We start from the raw sequence: 15,713 nt of genomic DNA on the forward strand, positions 1-15,713 counted from the left end.
TGGGGGCCCTGTGGGAGCGGGCTTGACCCGCGATCAGCGGCGCATGGCCAACCGATAATCCCCCGGCGTGGCCCCCACCACCTGCCTGAAGCGATTGCTGAAATGGCTGGCACTGGCGAACCCGCACGCCAATGCCACCTCGCCCAACGCCCCGTCGCCACAGCGCAGCAACTGGCGTGCCCGGGCCAGGCGCCGCGCCAGCAGGTATTGGTGCGGCGGCAGGCCGAAGCTTGCGCGGAACATCCGTGCAAAGTGGTAGTGCGACAGGTTGCACAGCAACGCCAGCTCACCCAGGCTGATCGCCTGCTCCAGGTGCGCCTCGATGTAGTCGGCCAGGAGCCGGCGCTGATGCGTCGCCAACCCGCCCTTCAGGCGCAGCCCCCGACGCAGCCCCACCTGGTTGAGCACCGCATGGTCGAGAATCTCGTGGGCCAGGCTGCTGGTCAGCAGGCGCTCGCCGGGCTCGTCCCAGTTCAGCTCGATCAGCCGGCCAAAGCGCAGCGCCTGCTCCGGGTCGTCGATGAAGGTCGCTTCGTGCAGTTGCACCTCGCGCGGTTCGCGGTCCAGCAGGCGGGTGCAGGCCAGGGCGAACTGCGCCTGGCTGATGTACAGGTGCGCCAGGCGGATGCTGCCATTGATCACCCAGTTCGAGGCGTGCTCGGCCGGCAGGATGCACAGCTTGCCGGGCCCGCCCTTGGCGGCGGGGCGATCCCGGCGAAAGGTGCCGGTGCCGCCGGCGATATAGCACGACAGCGTGTGGTGGCTGGGCGCTTCGTAGTCGCGGGCGTCGTGGCGGTTGTTCCACAGGGCTGCGACCAGCTCGTCGCCGAGCTGCGCACTGTGTTCCAGGCGGGCATTGGGCGAGGCGTGCATGGCTTGAAAGACTTGCAACTGGTCCAGCGGCGTCATGGGGTCTACCTCTGTCGGCCATCCTACTCGCGGCCACAGGGCCTGACAGCCCCGCCCAGCAAAAAACCGCAAGTTTGTGCAAGCGCACGGGGCGGCCCGCGCCGGACACTGCAGGCTGTCGTGAGGAGTGCATGCCATGAACCTGTCGTTGTACCTGCTGACCGTGCTGATCTGGGGCACCACCTGGATCGCCCTGAAACTGCAACTGGGGGTGGTGGCCATCCCGGTGTCCATCGTCTATCGCTTTGCCCTGGCGGCGCTGGTGCTGTTTGCCGTGCTGTTGATCGGGCGGCGCCTGCAGGTGATGAACCGGCGCGGGCACCTGATCTGCCTGGCGCAGGGGCTGTGCCTGTTCTGCGTGAACTTCATGTGCTTTCTGACGGCCAGCCAGTGGATTCCCAGCGGCCTGATCGCGGTGGTGTTCTCCACCGCCACGCTATGGAACGCACTCAATGCGCGGGTGTTCTTCGGGCAGCAGGTGGCGGCCAACGTGCTGGCGGGTGGGGCGCTGGGGCTGGGCGGGTTGGGGCTGCTGTTCTGGCCGGAGCTGGCCGGGCATGCGGCCAGCCGCGAAACCCTGATCGGCCTGGGCCTGGCGTTGCTGGGTACGCTGTGTTTCTCGGCGGGCAACATGCTCTCGAGCCTGCAGCAGAAGGCCGGCTTGCGGCCGATGACCACCAATGCCTGGGGCATGCTCTACGGGGCAGGAATGCTGGCGCTGTACTGCGTGGTCAGCGGTATTCCGTTCGCGATGGAATGGAATGTGCGGTATGTGGGGTCGCTGCTGTACCTGGTGATCCCGGGGTCGGTGATCGGCTTTACCGCGTACCTGACGCTGGTGGGGCGCATGGGGCCGGAGCGTGCTGCGTACTGCACGGTGCTGTTCCCGCTGGTGGCGCTGAACGTGTCGGCGTTCTACGAGGGGTACCAGTGGACAGCGCCGGCGCTGGGCGGGCTGGTGCTGGTGATGCTGGGCAATGTGCTGGTGTTCCGGAAGGGGCGGGTGGTGACGCCTTCGCCGGCAAGGCCGGCGCCTACCAGGGCCGCGTAACCCTTGCAGGAGCCCGCCTTGCTGGCGAATGGCAGCCTTACTTCCACACCTGCGGGTTCACCAGGTCGCGCGGGCGCTCGCCCAGCAGTGCCGCGCGCAGGTTGTCGATGGCACGGTTGGCCATCGCCTCGCGGGTTTCGGCCGTGGCCGAGCCCACATGCGGCAAGGTCACCGCATTGGCCAGCTGGAACAGCGGCGATTCGCTCAGCGGCTCCTTCTCGTACACATCCAGCCCTGCACCGCGAATCGTGCCCTGCTGCAACGCCGCCACCAGCGCCGCCTCATCCACCACCGGCCCGCGCGATACGTTGACCAGAAACGCACTGGGCTTCATCAGCTTCAGTTCGCGCTCGCCAATCAGGTGCCTGGTGTTGGCCCCCAGCGGCACCACCAGGCACACGAAGTCGGCTTCGGCCAGTAGTTGATCCAGGCTGCGGTACTGCGCGCCCAGTTCCTGCTCCAGCGCGGTCTTGCGGCTGTTGCCGCTGTAGATCACCGGCATGTTGAAGCCGAACCGGCCACGCCGCGCAATCGCCGCGCCAATGTTGCCCAGCCCGACGATGCCCAGCGTCTTGCCATGCACGTCGCTGCCAAAGTGTGCCGGGCCCACGGTGGCTTTCCATTCGCCGGCCTTGGTCCAGGCGTCCAGCTCGGCCACCCGCCGCGCCGCGCTCATGATCAGCGCAAAGCCGAGGTCGGCGGTGCTTTCGGTGAGGACGTCAGGGGTGTTGGTCAGGGCGATGCCGCGCTGGTTGAAGTAGGCCAGGTCGTAGTTGTCGTAACCCACCGACACGCTCGACACCACCTGCAGCTGCTCAGCGTTGTGCAGCTGCGCTTCGCCCAGCTTGCGCCCCACCCCGATCAGGCCGTGGGCCTGGGGCAGCGCTTCGTTGAACTGGGCATTGATGTCGCCCAGCTTGGGGTTGGGCACGATCACGTTGAAGTCTTGCTGCAGACGCTCGACCATCGGGGCGGTGATGCGGCTGAAGGCCAGTACGGTCTTTTTCATCGGCGAACTCGCTGCGGGCAGGGGAGAATGGGTAGCACGCTATCATTCTCCGCCGCCCCTGTGCAGCAAGATTTCAGGTGGCGATGAGCAGCTCGTGGGTCTTGAGGTCGGCCTCATGGGCCGCGAGGATCTCCGGCAGCGAGTTGCGCAGGTACTCGACCCAGGTCTTGATCTTCGCATCCAGGTACTGGCGCGAGGGGTAGATCGCGTACAGGTTCAGCTCCTGCAGGCGGTACTCGGGCATCACCCGTACCAGGCTGCCGTCGCGCAGGCCGTCGATGGCCGAGTAGATCGGCAGCACGCCCACGCCCATGCCGCTGCGGATCGCCGCCTTCATGGCATCGGCCGAGTTCACCTGGAAGGGCGCCTGGGTGATGTTCACCACCTCCTGGCCATCGGGGCCGTCGAACAGCCATTTTTCCAGCGGGATCACCGGGCTCACCATGCGCAGGCAGGCGTGCTTGAGCAGGTCGGCCGGCTTGTGCGCCACGCCGTGGCGCTTCACGTATTCGGGCGAGGCGCACACGATGCTGTAGGTGATGCCCAGGCGCTGCGACACGAAACCCGAGTCCGGCAGCTCGCTGGCGAGCACGATGGACACGTCGTAGCCCTCGTCCAGCAGGTCAGGCACGCGGTTGGCCATGGTCAGGTCGAAGGTCACGTCGGGGTGGGTTTCGCGGTAGCGGGCGATGGCATCGATGACGAAATGCTGGCCCACGCCGGTCATCGAGTGCACCTTCAGTTGCCCGGCCGGGCGCGCATGCGCGTCGCTGGCCTCGGCCTCGGCTTCCTCCACGTAGGTGAGGATCTGCTCGCAGCGCATCAGGTAGCGCTTGCCCGCTTCGGTCAGTGCGATGCGCCGGGTGGTGCGGTTGAGCAGGCGGGTTTGCAGGTGCGCTTCAAGATTGGAAACCGCCCGCGACACGTTCGCGGTGGTCGTATCCAGTTGCACGGCAGCGGCGGTGAAACTGCCGACTTGCGCGACGCAACTGAAAGCACGCATGTTTTGCAGGGTGTCCATGGGGCGCTCTCAAGGAAGACGACAGAATTGTGACATGAAGTAACCAAAGCAGTCTTCAGACTAAAGCCGGATTATCGCGGTTTTCGTAACAAAGATTCGCAGTAAAGCACGCTTATCGCCAGTGCGGCGGCCCCCTAGAATTGCGTCACCTAGCGTCATCCACCTTCTAGTCGGGAACTCGCAGCTGTGCCGCGTCGCATCATCAGAGCGCTGAATGCGCTCAGTGTCTGTGCCTTTAGCTTGACCTTGAGCGGCTGTATCGGAACCTGGGGCATCGCCCCGCAAAGCAAGACGCTGCAAGCCAATACCCTGACCACCGACGCGGCCATCCGAGCAGCCGCGCAGGATGCCCACTGGCCCGACCAGCAATGGTGGCAAGCCTATGGCGACCCACAACTGGCGCGTTGGATCGCCCTGGCGCTCCAGGGCAGCCCGACCATGGCCATGGCCGCTGCCCGCGTGCGTGAAGCCAGGGCCATGGCCGGGGTGATCGAGGCCGACGAAAAACTGCAGGTCAACGGCCAGTCCAGCCTCAAGCGCCACAACTGGCCCGAAGATCAGTTCTATGGCCCTGGCGCGCTGTCCGGTGCCAACACCTGGGACAACAATGCCACCCTGGGGCTGAGCTATGCGCTGGACCTGTGGGGCCGCGAGCGCAATGCCAGCGAGCAGGCCGTGGACATGGCCCACATGAGCGTGGCCCAGGCGCGCCAGGCGCAGCTCGAACTGCAGAACAACATCGTCAAGGTGTACATCCAGCTGTCGCTGCACTTTGCCCAGCGCGACATCGTCAAGGCCGAGCTGGCCCAGCAGGAGCAGATCCTGGCCCTGGCCGAACGGCGCCTGGCCGGCGGCATCGGCACCCATTTCGAGGTCAGCCAGGCGCAGACGCCGCTGCCCGAAACCCATCGCCAGCTCGACAGCCTCGATGAAGAAATCGCCCTGGCGCGCAACCAGCTGGCCGCGCTGGCCGGCAAGGGCCCGGGCGAGGGCGCGCAGTTGCAGCGGCCGAATCTCTCGTTGGCCACCGCACTCAAGCTGCCGTCGGCGCTGCCTGCCGAGCTGGTGGGGCAGCGTCCCGACGTGGTTGCCAGCCGCTGGCAGGTGGCGGCCCAGGCGCGCGGTATCGATGTGGCGCATGCCGGCTTCTTCCCCAACGTCGACCTGGTCGGCGGGCTCGGCTTCATGGCCACCGGCGGCGGTGCGCTGGAGTTTCTCACCGGGCGCAAGTTCAACTACAACGTCGGCCCGGCCATCAGCCTGCCGGTGTTCGACGGTGGCCGCCTGCGCTCGCAACTGGGCGTGGCCTCGGCCGGCTACGACATCGCCGTGGCGCGCTACAACCAGACCGTGGTCGAGGCCCTCAAGGGGGTGTCCGACCAGTTGATCCGCCGCCACTCGATGGACGAGCAACAGCACTTTGCCGCCGAGTCGGTGGCCTCGGCGCAGAAGACCTACGACATCGCCATGATCGCGTTCCAGCGCGGCCTCACCGACTACCTCAACGTGCTCAATGCGCAGACCCTGCTGTTTCGCCAGCAGCAGATCCAGCAGCAGGTGCAGGCCGCGCGCCTGACCGCGCATGCCGAACTGGTCACCGCCCTGGGCGGTGGGCTGTGCGCCGGCAACGATGTGCCGACGCCGGATAAGCAGGCCGCACCGGCCACCCCGCGCACCCTGGCGGTGTTCGACAAATGAGCGCCATGACCCTGCCGTTTCGCTGGCTGGCATCACTTGAATGGCGTCGCGGCTTCTTCGAATGGGCGCGCAGCGACGGCGTCACCTGGGTGTACATCTTCAAGGTGCTGAGCGCGGCGTTTCTCACCCTGTGGCTGGCCATGCGCCTGGAGCTGCCGCAGCCGCGCACCGCGATGATCACCGTGTTCATCGTGATGCAGCTGCAGAGCGGCCACGTGTTCGCCAAGAGCTTCTACCGCCTGCTCGGCACCCTGGCCGGTTCGTCGATGATGGTCGCGCTGATCGCGATCTTCCCGCAGAACACCGAGCTGTTCCTGCCCAGCCTGGCGATCTGGGTGGGCATCTGCTCGGCGGGGGCGATGCGCTACCGCAACTTTCGCGCCTATGGCTTCGTGCTGGCCGGCTACACCGCGGCCATGGTCGGCCTGCCGGCCCTGCAGCACCCCGACGGTGCATTCATGGCGGCAGTGTGGCGGGTGCTGGAGATCTCCCTGGGCATCCTGGTGTCGACCCTGGTCAGCGCCGCGATCCTGCCGCAGTCGGCCAGTGCCTCGATGCGCAACGCCCTGTACCAGCGCTTTGGCGTGTTCGCCGGCTTCGTCGCCGAAGGCCTGCGCGGCGACAGCCAGCGCGACCGTTTCGAAAGCAGCAACGTGCGCTTCATCGCCGAGGCGGTGGGCCTGGAAAGCCTGCGCAGCGTGACCGCCTTCGAAGACCCGCACATGCGCCGGCGCAACGGCCGCCTGGGCCGCATGAACAGCGAGTTCATGGCCATCACCACGCGCTTCAACGCCCTGCACCAACTGCTCGAGCGCCTGCGCCAGCGCGGCCCGCTGCAGATCGTCACGGCCATCGAGCCGGGCCTCGATGCCCTGGCCAACCTGCTCGACGGCTATGCCGGGCGCTCGCTGACCCACGCCGATGCCGCGCGCCTGGCCGAGCAACTGGCCGCCTACAAGGACGACCTGCCCGAGCGGGTACGCAGCCTGCGCGCCGCCTACCTCGACACCGCGCCCAGCGACGCCGACCTGCTCGACTTTCACACCGCCTACGAACTGCTGTACCGCTTCGTCGACGACCTGCACAGCTATGCCCAGACCCACGCCTCGCTGGCCGAGCATAGCCACGCCCGTGAGCAATGGGACGAACCCTACGTGGCCCAGACCAACTGGCTGGTGTCGCTGGCCGCCGGCGTGCGGGCCGCGTTCATCCTGCTGGTGCTGGGCAGCTTCTGGCTGGCCACGGCGTGGCCCAGCGGGGCCATGATGACCCTGATCGCGGCGGCCACCGTGGGCCTGTCGGCAGCCACCCCCAACCCCAAGCGCATGTCGTTCCAGATGGCCTGCGGCACCCTGTTCGGCGCGCTGGTGGGGTTCTTCGAAACCTTCTTCGTGTTCCCCTGGATCGACGGCTTCCCGCTGCTGTGCATGGTGCTGGCGCCGGTGTTCGTGGTGGGCGCGTTCCTGGCCTCGCGCCCGGCCTACGCCGGTTATGGCCTGGGCCTGCTGATCTTCTTCTCGACCGGCTCGGTGCCCGACAACCTCACCGTGTACAACCCCTACACCTTCGTCAACGACTACATCGCCATGGTCATCGGCATGCTGGTGTGCGCGGCGGCCGGGGCGATCATCCTGCCGCCCAACAGCCGCTGGCTGTGGAGTCGCCTGGAGCAGGACCTGCGCGGCCAGGTGCTGTTCGCCATCAGCGGGCGCCTGCGCGGGCTGGGCTCGGCGTTCGAGAGCCGCACCCGTGACCTGCTGCACCAGGCTTATGGCCTGGCCGTGGGCCAGCCCCAGGTGCAGAGCAAGCTGCTGCGCTGGATGTTCGTGGTGCTGGAGGTGGGCCACGCGATCATCGAGCTGCGCAAGGAACAGGCGATACTCCCGGTGCACCCGTGCTATGCCGAGTCCCAGCCCTGGCGCCAGGCCATCCGCGTGATGGGCCGGGCGCTGGCGCGGCTGTTCCTGCAGCCCACCGCCAGCAATCACGAGCGTGCGCTGGTGGCAGTGGACCATGCGATCAGCCGCGTGCAGGCCACCGACGAACCTTTTGCCCGGCACTTCGACACCTCGGCCCTGCGCCGGGTGCAGAGCTACCTGCACTTCATCCGTACCTCGCTGCTCGACCCACAATCGCCGCTGGCCCACCTGCCCGCGACGCAAGGACTGCCCGATGCCCCGTGAAATCGCCTTCCACGGCCTGTACATGCCGACCATGACCTTGATGTTCCTGTTCGCCGCAGGGCTTGCCTGGGGGCTGGACCGGTTCATTGCCGGGCATGACGGCTACCGTTTTTTCTGGCACCCGGCGCTGCTGCGCCTGTGCCTGTTCATTTGCCTCTTCGGCGCCATGGCGCTGACCGTCTACCGTTGAGACCCTAGTCGATGAAAAAGTTTTTCAGCCTGATCGCCACCTTGCTGGTACTGGCAGCTGCCGTGGCGATCGGCCGGCAATTGTGGGTGCAGTACATGAACACGCCCTGGACCCGCGACGGGCGGGTACGCGCCGACATCATCAACGTGGCCGCCGACGTGCCCGGCTATGTGGTGGACGTGCCGGTGCGCGACAACCAGCTGGTGAAGAAGGGCGACCTGCTGATCCAGATCGACCCCGAGCACTACGAGGTGGCGGTCAGGCAGGCGCAGGCGCTGGTAGCCTCGCGCAAGGCCACCTGGGAGATGCGCAAGGTCAATGCGCACCGGCGTGCCGACATGGACAACCTGGTGATCTCGCGGGAGAACCGCGACGACGCCAGCAACATCGCCAACTCGGCCCTGGCCGACTACCAGCAGGCCCAGGCGCAGCTGGCGGCGGCAGAGCTGGACCTCAAGCGCACGCGCATCCTGGCCACGGTGGACGGCTACGTGACCAACCTCAACGTGCACCGCGGCGACTATGCGCGCACCGGTGAGCCGAAGATGGCGGTGGTCGACAAGGACTCGTTCTGGGTCTACGGCTTCTTCGAGGAGACCAAGCTGCCGCATGTGAAGGTGGGCGATCAGGCCGACCTGCAGATGATGAGCGGCGAGGTGCTCAAGGGGCATGTGGAGAGCATCTCGCGCGGCATCTATGACCGCGACAACCCTGAAAGCCGCGAGCTGATCGCCGACGTCAACCCCACCTTCAACTGGGTGCGCCTGGCCCAGCGGGTACCGGTGCGCATTCACATCGACGAGGTGCCCGAAGGCTTCCTGCTGGCAGCGGGCACCACCTGCACGGTGGTGGTCAAGCCGCGCGATTGAGCGCGTGCCGCTGCCATGGCGAACGTTCAGCGGTGCATGAACTGCGGCTCGCGCTTCTCGGCGAAGGCGGCCATGCCTTCCTTCTGGTCTTCGATGGCGAAGGTGGAATGAAACAGCCGGCGCTCCTGGCGTACGCCTTCGCTCAAGGTGGTTTCGAAGGCGCCGTTCACCGCCTCCTTGGCCATCATCGCTACCGGCCCGGAGTAGCCGGCGATCCGCGCCGCGACACGCAAGGCTTCGTTGAGCAGCGCCGCGTCGCTCACCACCCGGCTCACCAGGCCGCAGCGCTCGGCTTCGTGGGCGTCCAGAGTGCGCCCGGTGAGCACCATGTCCATGGCCTTGGCCTTGCCGATGAAGTGCGCCAGACGCTGGCTGCCGCCGGCACCGGGGATGGTCCCCAGCTTGATTTCCGGCTGGCCGAAGCGCGCGCTCTCGGCGGCGATGATGAAGTCGCACATCAGCGCCATCTCGCAGCCACCGCCCAGTGCGTAGCCGGCCACCGCGGCGATCACCGGCTTGCGAAAACTGGCCAGGCGCTCCCAGTCCACGGTCACGAAGTCGCTGGTGTACACGTCGATGTAGTTGCGGTTGCGCATGGCCATGATGTCGGCCCCGGCGGCGAACACCGTGTCGGTGCCGGTCAGCACCACGGCGCGCACGCTGCGGTCCTGTTCCAGGCGGTCGAGCACGCCGGCCAGCTCCGCCGCCAGTTCGGCGCACAGGGCATTGAGCGACAGCGGCCGGTTGAGGCGAATCAGCGCTACCGCGTCAATCTGTTCCAGCAGCAGGTAATCGAGTTTCATCCGTGTAGTCTCGTTCAAGGGGTGAGGGCAAGGGGGCGTCAGAGATGACGCGCATCGACCAGTACCGGGCAACCGGCCTTGTCGATGACTTTGCTGCTGATCGAGGGGTCGAACATGCGGTCCAGCCGCGACAGGTGGCGGTGGCCCATCACGATCAGGTCGCTGCCCAGGCGCTTGGCCTCGGCGACGATGCTCGACACCGGGTCGCCATTGACCAGGTTGCCTTCGGTCTGGAAGCCGCGTTCGCGCAGGTGGGTCACCGCCTGCAGCATGCTCATGTCGGCCACCTGCTGTTCATGGCTGGCCGCCGGGTATTCGGTTTCGTCCTGCGGGCTGATGTGGCCGTCCTGTTCGGGCAGCGCGTAGGCACGGTCGACCGCCAGCAGCACATGCAGGCGATGACGGGTCTGCTCGCAGAACGTGCTGACGGTTTCCAGGATGCCGTGGCTGCGTGGCGAGCCATCGATGGCGATCAAAACGACGCTGTACATGGGGCAGGGTCCACTCACTGTGCAAAGAGCAGCATTCTTGAAAAAAGCATGCGGCGCGGTAAATGGTGCAGCGTGCAATGACTAGTTGCGCCACATGCAGGGGCTGTGAGCGCGGCGGAAACTGTTAAGCTTTGCCCCGGACTCAACGAAGCAATGAATGGATGCTTGCCATGCACTTTCCAGATATGAATTTGCTGGTCGCGCTGGATGCGCTGCTCGATGAAGGCAGTGTGGTCGGCGCGGCGCGGCGGATGAACCTGAGCCCCGCGGCCATGAGCCGTACCCTGACGCGCATTCGCCATGCGGTGGGTGACCCGATTCTGGTGCGCGCCGGCCGCGGCCTGGTGCCCACGCCCAAGGCCATGGCCCTGCGCAGTCAGGTGCGCAGCGTGGTGGAGCAGGCCAACCAGGTGTTCAGTTCCAGTGACGAGGTCGACCTGCAGAGCCTGGAACGGGCCTTCAACCTGCGCGCCAACGATGTATTCATCGCGCCCTTTGCCGCGCCCCTGCTGGAAACCATGCGCGAACAGGCGCCGCACACGGTGCTGCGCTTCGTGCCCGAAGGCGAGGGCGGCGACGAGGACGCCGCACTGCGCGACGGGCGCCTGGACCTGTACATCAGTGCCACGCGCAACCTCGGCCCCGAGATCAAGGTGCAGAGCCTGTTCTCCACCACCTTCGTCGGCCTGGCGCGGGTCGATCACCCGATCTTCGATGACGAGATCACCCCCGAGCGCTTCGCCGGCTACGAGCAGATCAGCGTGTCGCGCCGTGGCCGCGCCGCCGGCCCGATCGATGCGGCGCTGGCCGGCATGGGCCTGCAGCGGCGCGTGGCGCTGATCACCCCGAGCTTTCATTCGGCGATGTTCTCGCTGCCCGACTCCGAGTTGCTGCTGGCGCTGCCCGAGCACGTGCTGATGAGCGTGGCCCGGCTCGGCCTGCCGCTGCGCTCGTTCCGCATCCCGATGGCGCTGGAGGCGGTGACCATCATGCAGGCCTGGCACCCGCGCTTCGACAACGACCCCGCCCACCGCTGGTTGCGCCAGACCCTCAAGGAATGCTGCTCCAGGCACTACGCCTGAGCCCGGGGCAGGCACGCGTTATCGATGGCTTTTGTGGATTGCGTTTGACGCAGCAATAAACTGCGAATATGTCAGTTTTCGTCATCTATTGGCCTCCATAGACTTGCCGGGTACTTAACTACCCGGAGTCCTCCTGCCATGTGTGTGCCTTTTTTCTGCCGTGCTTCAGCGCCTGTGGGCGGGGGCCGGCCATGACGTCGCTGGCGGCCCAGGCGCCCTTGGGGGCCACCCCGGCGCCCGCCGCGGCGCCTGCCAAACCGGCCGCCCCGGCTGCCTTCGGCCTGCGTATCGTGGTGGGCCTGGTCGGCGTGCTGCTGGCGGTGCTGTGCGCCGGCCTCAACGAGATGGTCACCAAGATGGCCCTGGCCGACATCCGTGGCGGGATGCACATCGGCGCCGACGAAGGGGCCTGGCTGGTGGCGCTGTACTCGGCCACCTCGGTGTCGGCCATGGCCTTTGCGCCCTGGTGCTCGGTGACCTTCTCGCTGCGCCGCTTCACCCTGTGTGCCATCGGCGCCTTTGCCGTACTGGGGCTGCTCTGCCCGTTTGCACCCAACCTCGAAAGCCTGATGCTGCTGCGCACCCTGCAAGGCCTTGCCGGGGGCGCGCTGCCGCCGATGCTGATGAGCGTGGCGCTGCGCTTTCTGCCCCCCGGCATCAAGCTCTACGGCCTGGCCGGCTACGCCCTGACCGCAACCTTCGGGCCGAGCCTGGGCCTGCCGCTGGCGGGCATGTGGACCGAGTATGTCGGCTGGCAGTGGGCGTTCTGGCAGATCATCCTGCCCTCGCTGGTGGCCATGGGCTGCGTGGCCTGGGGCCTGCCGCAGGACCCGTTGCGCCTGGAGCGCTTCAAGCAGTTCGACTGGCGCGGCCTGTTGCTGGGGCTGCCGGCCATCTGCTCGATCGTGATCGGCCTGTCCCAGGGCGACCGCATGGGCTGGTTCAACTCGCCGCTGATCTGCTGGCTGCTGGGCGGCGGGGTGGTGCTGCTGGTGCTGTTCATGATCAACGAATGGTCGCACCCGCTGCCGTTCTTCAAGCTGCAGATGCTGCGCAACCGCAACCTGACCCACGCCCTGATCACCCTGGGCGGGGTGCTGGTGGTGCTGTCGGCCGTGATCATCATTCCCACCAACTACCTGGCCCAGGTCCAGGGCTATCGGCCCGTGCACAGCGGCCCGGTGATGCTGCTGGTGGCGCTGCCGCAACTGCTGGCGCTGCCGCTGACCGCGGCGCTGTGCAACATCCGCGCGGTGGACTGCCGCTGGGTGCTGGCCATCGGCCTGGGCATGCTCGCCATGTCGTGCCTGGGCGGCACGCAGATCACCTCGCAGTGGGTGCGCGAAAACTTCTATGTGCTGCAACTGTTCCAGATCTTCGGCCAGCCGATGGCGGTGATCCCGCTGCTGATGCTCGCCACCGGCGGCATGACCCCGCAGGACGGCCCGTTCGCTTCGGCCTGGTTCAACACCATCAAGGGCCTGGCTTCGGTGGTGGCCGCCGGGGTGCTGGAGGCCCTGACCACGGTGCGCCGGCATTTCCACTCCAACATGCTGGTGGACAACCTGGGCAACTCGCCGCTGGCCGCCAGCGATGCGCCGGGGTTGGCCAGGCGCATCCATGAGCAGGCCGTGGTGCTGACCTCGGCCGACCTTTACCTGTGCATGGCGCTGCTGGCACTGGCGCTGATCGTGCTGATTCCCTTTGTGCCTACCCGGATCTACCCGCCGCGTGCAGTGGCCTAGTCCCGTCGAGAGAGAAAGACATGACCTCAAGTAAAACTTCCAGACTCACCCTGATCGCCGTGGCGGTGATCGTCGTCGCCGGCCTGGCCTATGTGGCGCTGCCCGCGCTGTTCGGCAGCGGCGGCACGCAGTCCACCAACGATGCGTACGTCACGGCCGACTACACCGTGGTGGCGCCCAAGGTGTCGGGCTTCATCAAGGCGGTCCACGTCGAGGACAACCAGCAGGTCAAGGCCGGCCAGGTGCTGGCGCAGATCGACGACCGTGACTTCCAGGCGGCGCTGGCCGCCGCCGACGCGCAGTTGCTGATGTCCCGCGCGCAGTACCAGAACGCCCGCGCCACCCTCGAACGCCAGGCTTCGCTGATTGCCCAGGCCCAGGCCACGGTGGCTGCCGACGAGGCGGCGCTGGCGTTCGCCAACCATGAACTGACCCGTCACACCCGCCTGGCCGAGCAGGGCGCCGGCACCGTGCAGAACGCCCAGCAGGCGCGCAGCCGGGTCGATCAGGCCCAGGCACGCCTGGCCAACACCCGTGCGGCGCTGGCCGCGGCACGCAAGCAGGTGGACATTCTCACCGCGCAGGTGGAGGCGGCCCAGGGCGGCCTCAAGCATGCCGAGGCCGCGCTGGACCGTGCCCGCCTGGACCTGTCCTACACGCAGATCGTCGCACCCATCGACGGCATGGTCGGCGAGCGCGCCGTGCGCGTGGGCGCTTACGTCAACCCGGGCGCACGGCTGCTCTCGGTGGTGCCGCTGGCACAGGCCTACGTGGTCGGCAACTTCCAGGAAACCCAGCTGACCCACGTGCAGCCAGGCCAGGCAGTGCTGGTGAGCGTGGATACCTTTGCCGGTGAACAGCTGCGCGGCCATGTGCAGAGCGTGGCCCCGGCCACCGGCCTGACCTTTGCCGCAGTCAAGCCGGACAACGCCACCGGCAACTTCACCAAGGTGGTGCAGCGCATCCCGGTGAAGATCGTGCTCGACGCCGACCAGCCATTGCTCAGCCGCCTGCGCGTGGGCATGTCGGTGATCGCCAGGATCGATACCCAGAGCCCGGCCAGGGCCCAGGCCGGCAACGAGGTCAGCGCTCGATGAACTTCGCACAGGCTACTTCGCCCTTGCTGCTGGGCGCCACGCTGACCCTCGGCGCCTGCAGCCTGGGCCCCGATTTCGAAGCGCCGCGCTCCACCGCGCCGTCGGCCTGGCCGACCCTGCAGGACAAGGCCGGCCCCAGCCAGCCCGAGGCGACACCGCTGCAGGCGCGCTGGTGGGAGCAGTTCAACGATGCGCAGCTGTCGTCACTGGTGCAGCGCGCGGTCGAACGCAACCTGGACCTGCAGGTGGCCACCGCCCGGCTGATGCAGAGCCGCGCGGTGCGCAGCAGCATTGCCTCCGAGCAGTACCCGTCGGTCGACCTGAACGGCAACTACAGCCGCGCCCGCAACAGCGAGGATGGCCTCAACGACCCGTCCGGCAAGAACGGCAAGTCGGCCTTCAACCTGTGGCAGGGCGACTTCACCGCTGCCTGGGAACTGGACCTGTGGGGCCGGGTGCGGCGTGAGGTGGAGGCCGCCGACGCCAGCGTCGAGGTGGCCGAAAACGACCGCCAGGGCGTGCTGCTGTCTTTGCTGGCCGAGACCGCCCACGACTATATCCAGCTGCGTGCGGTGCAGAGCACCCTGGCGGTGATCCGCGAGAACCTCGACGTGTCGCGCCACAGCCTGCGCCTGTCGCAGATGCGCCTGAACGATGGCGTGGCGACCAACCTCGACGTGGCCCAGGCCAAGGCGCAGGTGGCGTCCATCGAGGCGCGCCTGCCCACCCTGGAAGACCGCCAGGCGCAACTGATCAACGCCCTGAGCCTGCTGCTGGCCGAACCGCCACGCAGCCTGCAGAACGAACTGCTGCAACCGGCACCGATGCCGCAGACCGCGCAGCGCTTTGCCATGGGCCTGCCCTCGGAACTGGCCGAGCGGCGCCCCGACATCCGCCAGGCGCAGGCGCAACTGCACGCCGCCACGGCCAGCATCGGGGTGGCCAAGGCAAACTTCTACCCGAGCATCCGCCTGTCGGGCAGCGCGGGGTTCCAGTCGCTGCAACTGTCGGACTTCGGCAACTGGAGTTCGCGCCGGTTTGCCATCGGCCCGCAGTTGAGCCTGCCGATCTTCGAGGGCGGGCGCCTGACCGGCGTGCTCAAGCTGCGCGAGGCGCAGCAGCAGGAAGCGGCTGTGCAGTACCAGCAGGTGGTGCTGCGCGCCTGGCACGAGATCGACGATGTGCTGCGCCTGTACAACGCCAGCCAGCTGCGCCGCGACCTGCTCGACGAAGCGGTGCGCCAGAGCCGGGTGGCGCTGGACACCGCGCGCAACCAGTACGTGGAGGGCGCGGTCGACTTCCTCAACGTGCTGACCGTGCAGAGCGCCTTGCTGGCCAACCAGGAGCAGTGGGTCGAAAGCTCGGCGGCGGTGTCGCTGGCCATGGTCGGCCTGTACAAATCCCTGGGCGGGGGCTGGCAGTCATTTGCCCCACCGGCCCAGGCCAGCGCTGAACTCGATCGAGGGCAGCGGTCAAAGCACCCATGAGGCCTGCGCCGGCCGTGCCCCGGCCCGGCCGGCGCCGGGCCGGGGGTGACATGTCATCCAGAAAAGGGCGCAGGTATG

The 15,713-nt window shown here is 67.3% G+C and carries 14 protein-coding genes; 9 read left to right on the plus strand and 5 right to left on the minus strand.

The genetic code is table 11. The annotated features are described in order from the left end of the window. Positions 1 to 33: 33 nt before the first annotated feature. Positions 34 to 909, minus strand: coding sequence for an AraC family transcriptional regulator (locus QMX96_RS22925; protein ID WP_058540853.1), 876 nt, complete (start codon positions 907 to 909; stop codon positions 34 to 36). A gap of 136 nt (positions 910 to 1,045) precedes the next feature. Here QMX96_RS22925 and QMX96_RS22930 point away from each other — a divergent pair, with 136 nt between their 5' ends. Continuing rightward, positions 1,046 to 1,960, plus strand: a complete 915-nt coding sequence (locus tag QMX96_RS22930) for a DMT family transporter (RefSeq protein WP_054914866.1) — start codon at positions 1,046 to 1,048, stop codon at positions 1,958 to 1,960. Positions 1,961 to 1,997: 37 nt separating this feature from the next. On the opposite strand, the gene QMX96_RS22935 is transcribed toward QMX96_RS22930, so the two are convergent. Both QMX96_RS22935 and QMX96_RS22940 read right to left on the minus strand, forming a co-directional pair. Next, positions 1,998 to 2,969, minus strand: a complete 972-nt coding sequence (locus QMX96_RS22935; RefSeq protein WP_058540854.1) for a D-glycerate dehydrogenase — start codon at positions 2,967 to 2,969, stop codon at positions 1,998 to 2,000. A 73-nt stretch (positions 2,970 to 3,042) separates the two neighbouring features. Further along, the gene (locus QMX96_RS22940; RefSeq protein ID WP_282362520.1) at positions 3,043 to 3,990 is read right to left on the minus strand and encodes a LysR family transcriptional regulator; all 948 of its coding nucleotides are present in this window, start codon (positions 3,988 to 3,990) and stop codon (positions 3,043 to 3,045) included. Positions 3,991 to 4,176: 186 nt separating this feature from the next. Here QMX96_RS22940 and QMX96_RS22945 point away from each other — a divergent pair, with 186 nt between their 5' ends. From QMX96_RS22945 to QMX96_RS22960, 4 genes are read left to right on the plus strand one after another with little or no spacing between them, the layout of a single operon-like run. Continuing rightward, on the plus strand, positions 4,177 to 5,688 hold the full coding sequence (locus tag QMX96_RS22945) for an efflux transporter outer membrane subunit (RefSeq protein WP_282362521.1): 1,512 nt from the start codon (positions 4,177 to 4,179) through the stop codon (positions 5,686 to 5,688). Next, positions 5,685 to 7,871, plus strand: a complete 2,187-nt coding sequence (locus QMX96_RS22950; RefSeq protein ID WP_043860977.1) for an FUSC family protein — start codon at positions 5,685 to 5,687, stop codon at positions 7,869 to 7,871. Before QMX96_RS22945 ends, QMX96_RS22950 begins: the two co-directional genes overlap by 4 nt. Further along, on the plus strand, positions 7,861 to 8,061 hold the full coding sequence (locus QMX96_RS22955) for a DUF1656 domain-containing protein (RefSeq protein WP_043860978.1): 201 nt from the start codon (positions 7,861 to 7,863) through the stop codon (positions 8,059 to 8,061). The genes QMX96_RS22950 and QMX96_RS22955 overlap by 11 nt, the downstream gene beginning before the upstream one ends. A gap of 11 nt (positions 8,062 to 8,072) precedes the next feature. Continuing rightward, positions 8,073 to 8,930: an HlyD family secretion protein gene (locus QMX96_RS22960; protein WP_043860979.1), complete on the plus strand. Its 858-nt coding sequence runs from the start codon at positions 8,073 to 8,075 to the stop codon at positions 8,928 to 8,930. A gap of 26 nt (positions 8,931 to 8,956) precedes the next feature. On the opposite strand, the gene QMX96_RS22965 is transcribed toward QMX96_RS22960, so the two are convergent. Both QMX96_RS22965 and QMX96_RS22970 read right to left on the minus strand, forming a co-directional pair. Then, complete coding sequence (locus QMX96_RS22965) at positions 8,957 to 9,733, minus strand: enoyl-CoA hydratase (RefSeq protein ID WP_043860980.1); 777 nt, start codon at positions 9,731 to 9,733, stop codon at positions 8,957 to 8,959. A gap of 38 nt (positions 9,734 to 9,771) precedes the next feature. Then, positions 9,772 to 10,224 carry a universal stress protein gene (locus QMX96_RS22970; RefSeq protein ID WP_043860981.1) on the minus strand — a complete coding sequence of 151 codons (453 nt, stop codon included), beginning with the start codon at positions 10,222 to 10,224 and terminating at the stop codon, positions 9,772 to 9,774. Positions 10,225 to 10,394: 170 nt separating this feature from the next. On the opposite strand from QMX96_RS22970, the gene QMX96_RS22975 reads away from it, so the two are divergent. From QMX96_RS22975 to QMX96_RS22990, 4 genes are all read left to right on the plus strand, one after another. Then, positions 10,395 to 11,306: a LysR family transcriptional regulator gene (locus QMX96_RS22975; protein WP_043860982.1), complete on the plus strand. Its 912-nt coding sequence runs from the start codon at positions 10,395 to 10,397 to the stop codon at positions 11,304 to 11,306. Positions 11,307 to 11,497: 191 nt separating this feature from the next. Beyond that, a complete protein-coding gene (locus QMX96_RS22980; protein WP_043860983.1) occupies positions 11,498 to 13,051 on the plus strand; it encodes an MFS transporter in 1,554 nt (517 codons plus the stop codon). 20 nt (positions 13,052 to 13,071) lie between these two features. Further along, positions 13,072 to 14,148, plus strand: a complete 1,077-nt coding sequence (locus QMX96_RS22985; RefSeq protein ID WP_054914861.1) for an HlyD family secretion protein — start codon at positions 13,072 to 13,074, stop codon at positions 14,146 to 14,148. Then, the gene (locus tag QMX96_RS22990) at positions 14,145 to 15,635 is read left to right on the plus strand and encodes an efflux transporter outer membrane subunit (RefSeq protein WP_054914860.1); all 1,491 of its coding nucleotides are present in this window, start codon (positions 14,145 to 14,147) and stop codon (positions 15,633 to 15,635) included. Before QMX96_RS22985 ends, QMX96_RS22990 begins: the two co-directional genes overlap by 4 nt. Positions 15,636 to 15,713: the final 78 nt, after the last annotated feature.

The sequence above is a fragment of the Pseudomonas sp. PS01300 genome (assembly GCF_029960155.1).
Taxonomy (GTDB): Bacteria; Pseudomonadota; Gammaproteobacteria; order Pseudomonadales; family Pseudomonadaceae; genus Aquipseudomonas; species Aquipseudomonas palmensis.

Bases quoted from the DNA above. Each gene is read 5' to 3' on its own strand.
- QMX96_RS22925 (WP_058540853.1), bottom strand. From the start codon at position 909: ATGACGCCGCTGGACCAGTTGCAAGTCTTTCAAGCCATGCACGCCTCG.
- QMX96_RS22930 (WP_054914866.1), top strand. From the start codon at position 1,046: ATGAACCTGTCGTTGTACCTGCTGACCGTGCTGATCTGGGGCACCACC.
- QMX96_RS22935 (WP_058540854.1), bottom strand. From the start codon at position 2,969: ATGAAAAAGACCGTACTGGCCTTCAGCCGCATCACCGCCCCGATGGTC.
- QMX96_RS22940 (WP_282362520.1), bottom strand. From the start codon at position 3,990: ATGGACACCCTGCAAAACATGCGTGCTTTCAGTTGCGTCGCGCAAGTC.
- QMX96_RS22950 (WP_043860977.1), top strand. From the start codon at position 5,685: ATGAGCGCCATGACCCTGCCGTTTCGCTGGCTGGCATCACTTGAATGG.
- QMX96_RS22955 (WP_043860978.1), top strand. From the start codon at position 7,861: ATGCCCCGTGAAATCGCCTTCCACGGCCTGTACATGCCGACCATGACC.
- QMX96_RS22960 (WP_043860979.1), top strand. From the start codon at position 8,073: ATGAAAAAGTTTTTCAGCCTGATCGCCACCTTGCTGGTACTGGCAGCT.
- QMX96_RS22965 (WP_043860980.1), bottom strand. From the start codon at position 9,733: ATGAAACTCGATTACCTGCTGCTGGAACAGATTGACGCGGTAGCGCTG.
- QMX96_RS22970 (WP_043860981.1), bottom strand. From the start codon at position 10,224: ATGTACAGCGTCGTTTTGATCGCCATCGATGGCTCGCCACGCAGCCAC.
- QMX96_RS22975 (WP_043860982.1), top strand. From the start codon at position 10,395: ATGCACTTTCCAGATATGAATTTGCTGGTCGCGCTGGATGCGCTGCTC.
- QMX96_RS22980 (WP_043860983.1), top strand. From the start codon at position 11,498: ATGACGTCGCTGGCGGCCCAGGCGCCCTTGGGGGCCACCCCGGCGCCC.
- QMX96_RS22985 (WP_054914861.1), top strand. From the start codon at position 13,072: ATGACCTCAAGTAAAACTTCCAGACTCACCCTGATCGCCGTGGCGGTG.
- QMX96_RS22990 (WP_054914860.1), top strand. From the start codon at position 14,145: ATGAACTTCGCACAGGCTACTTCGCCCTTGCTGCTGGGCGCCACGCTG.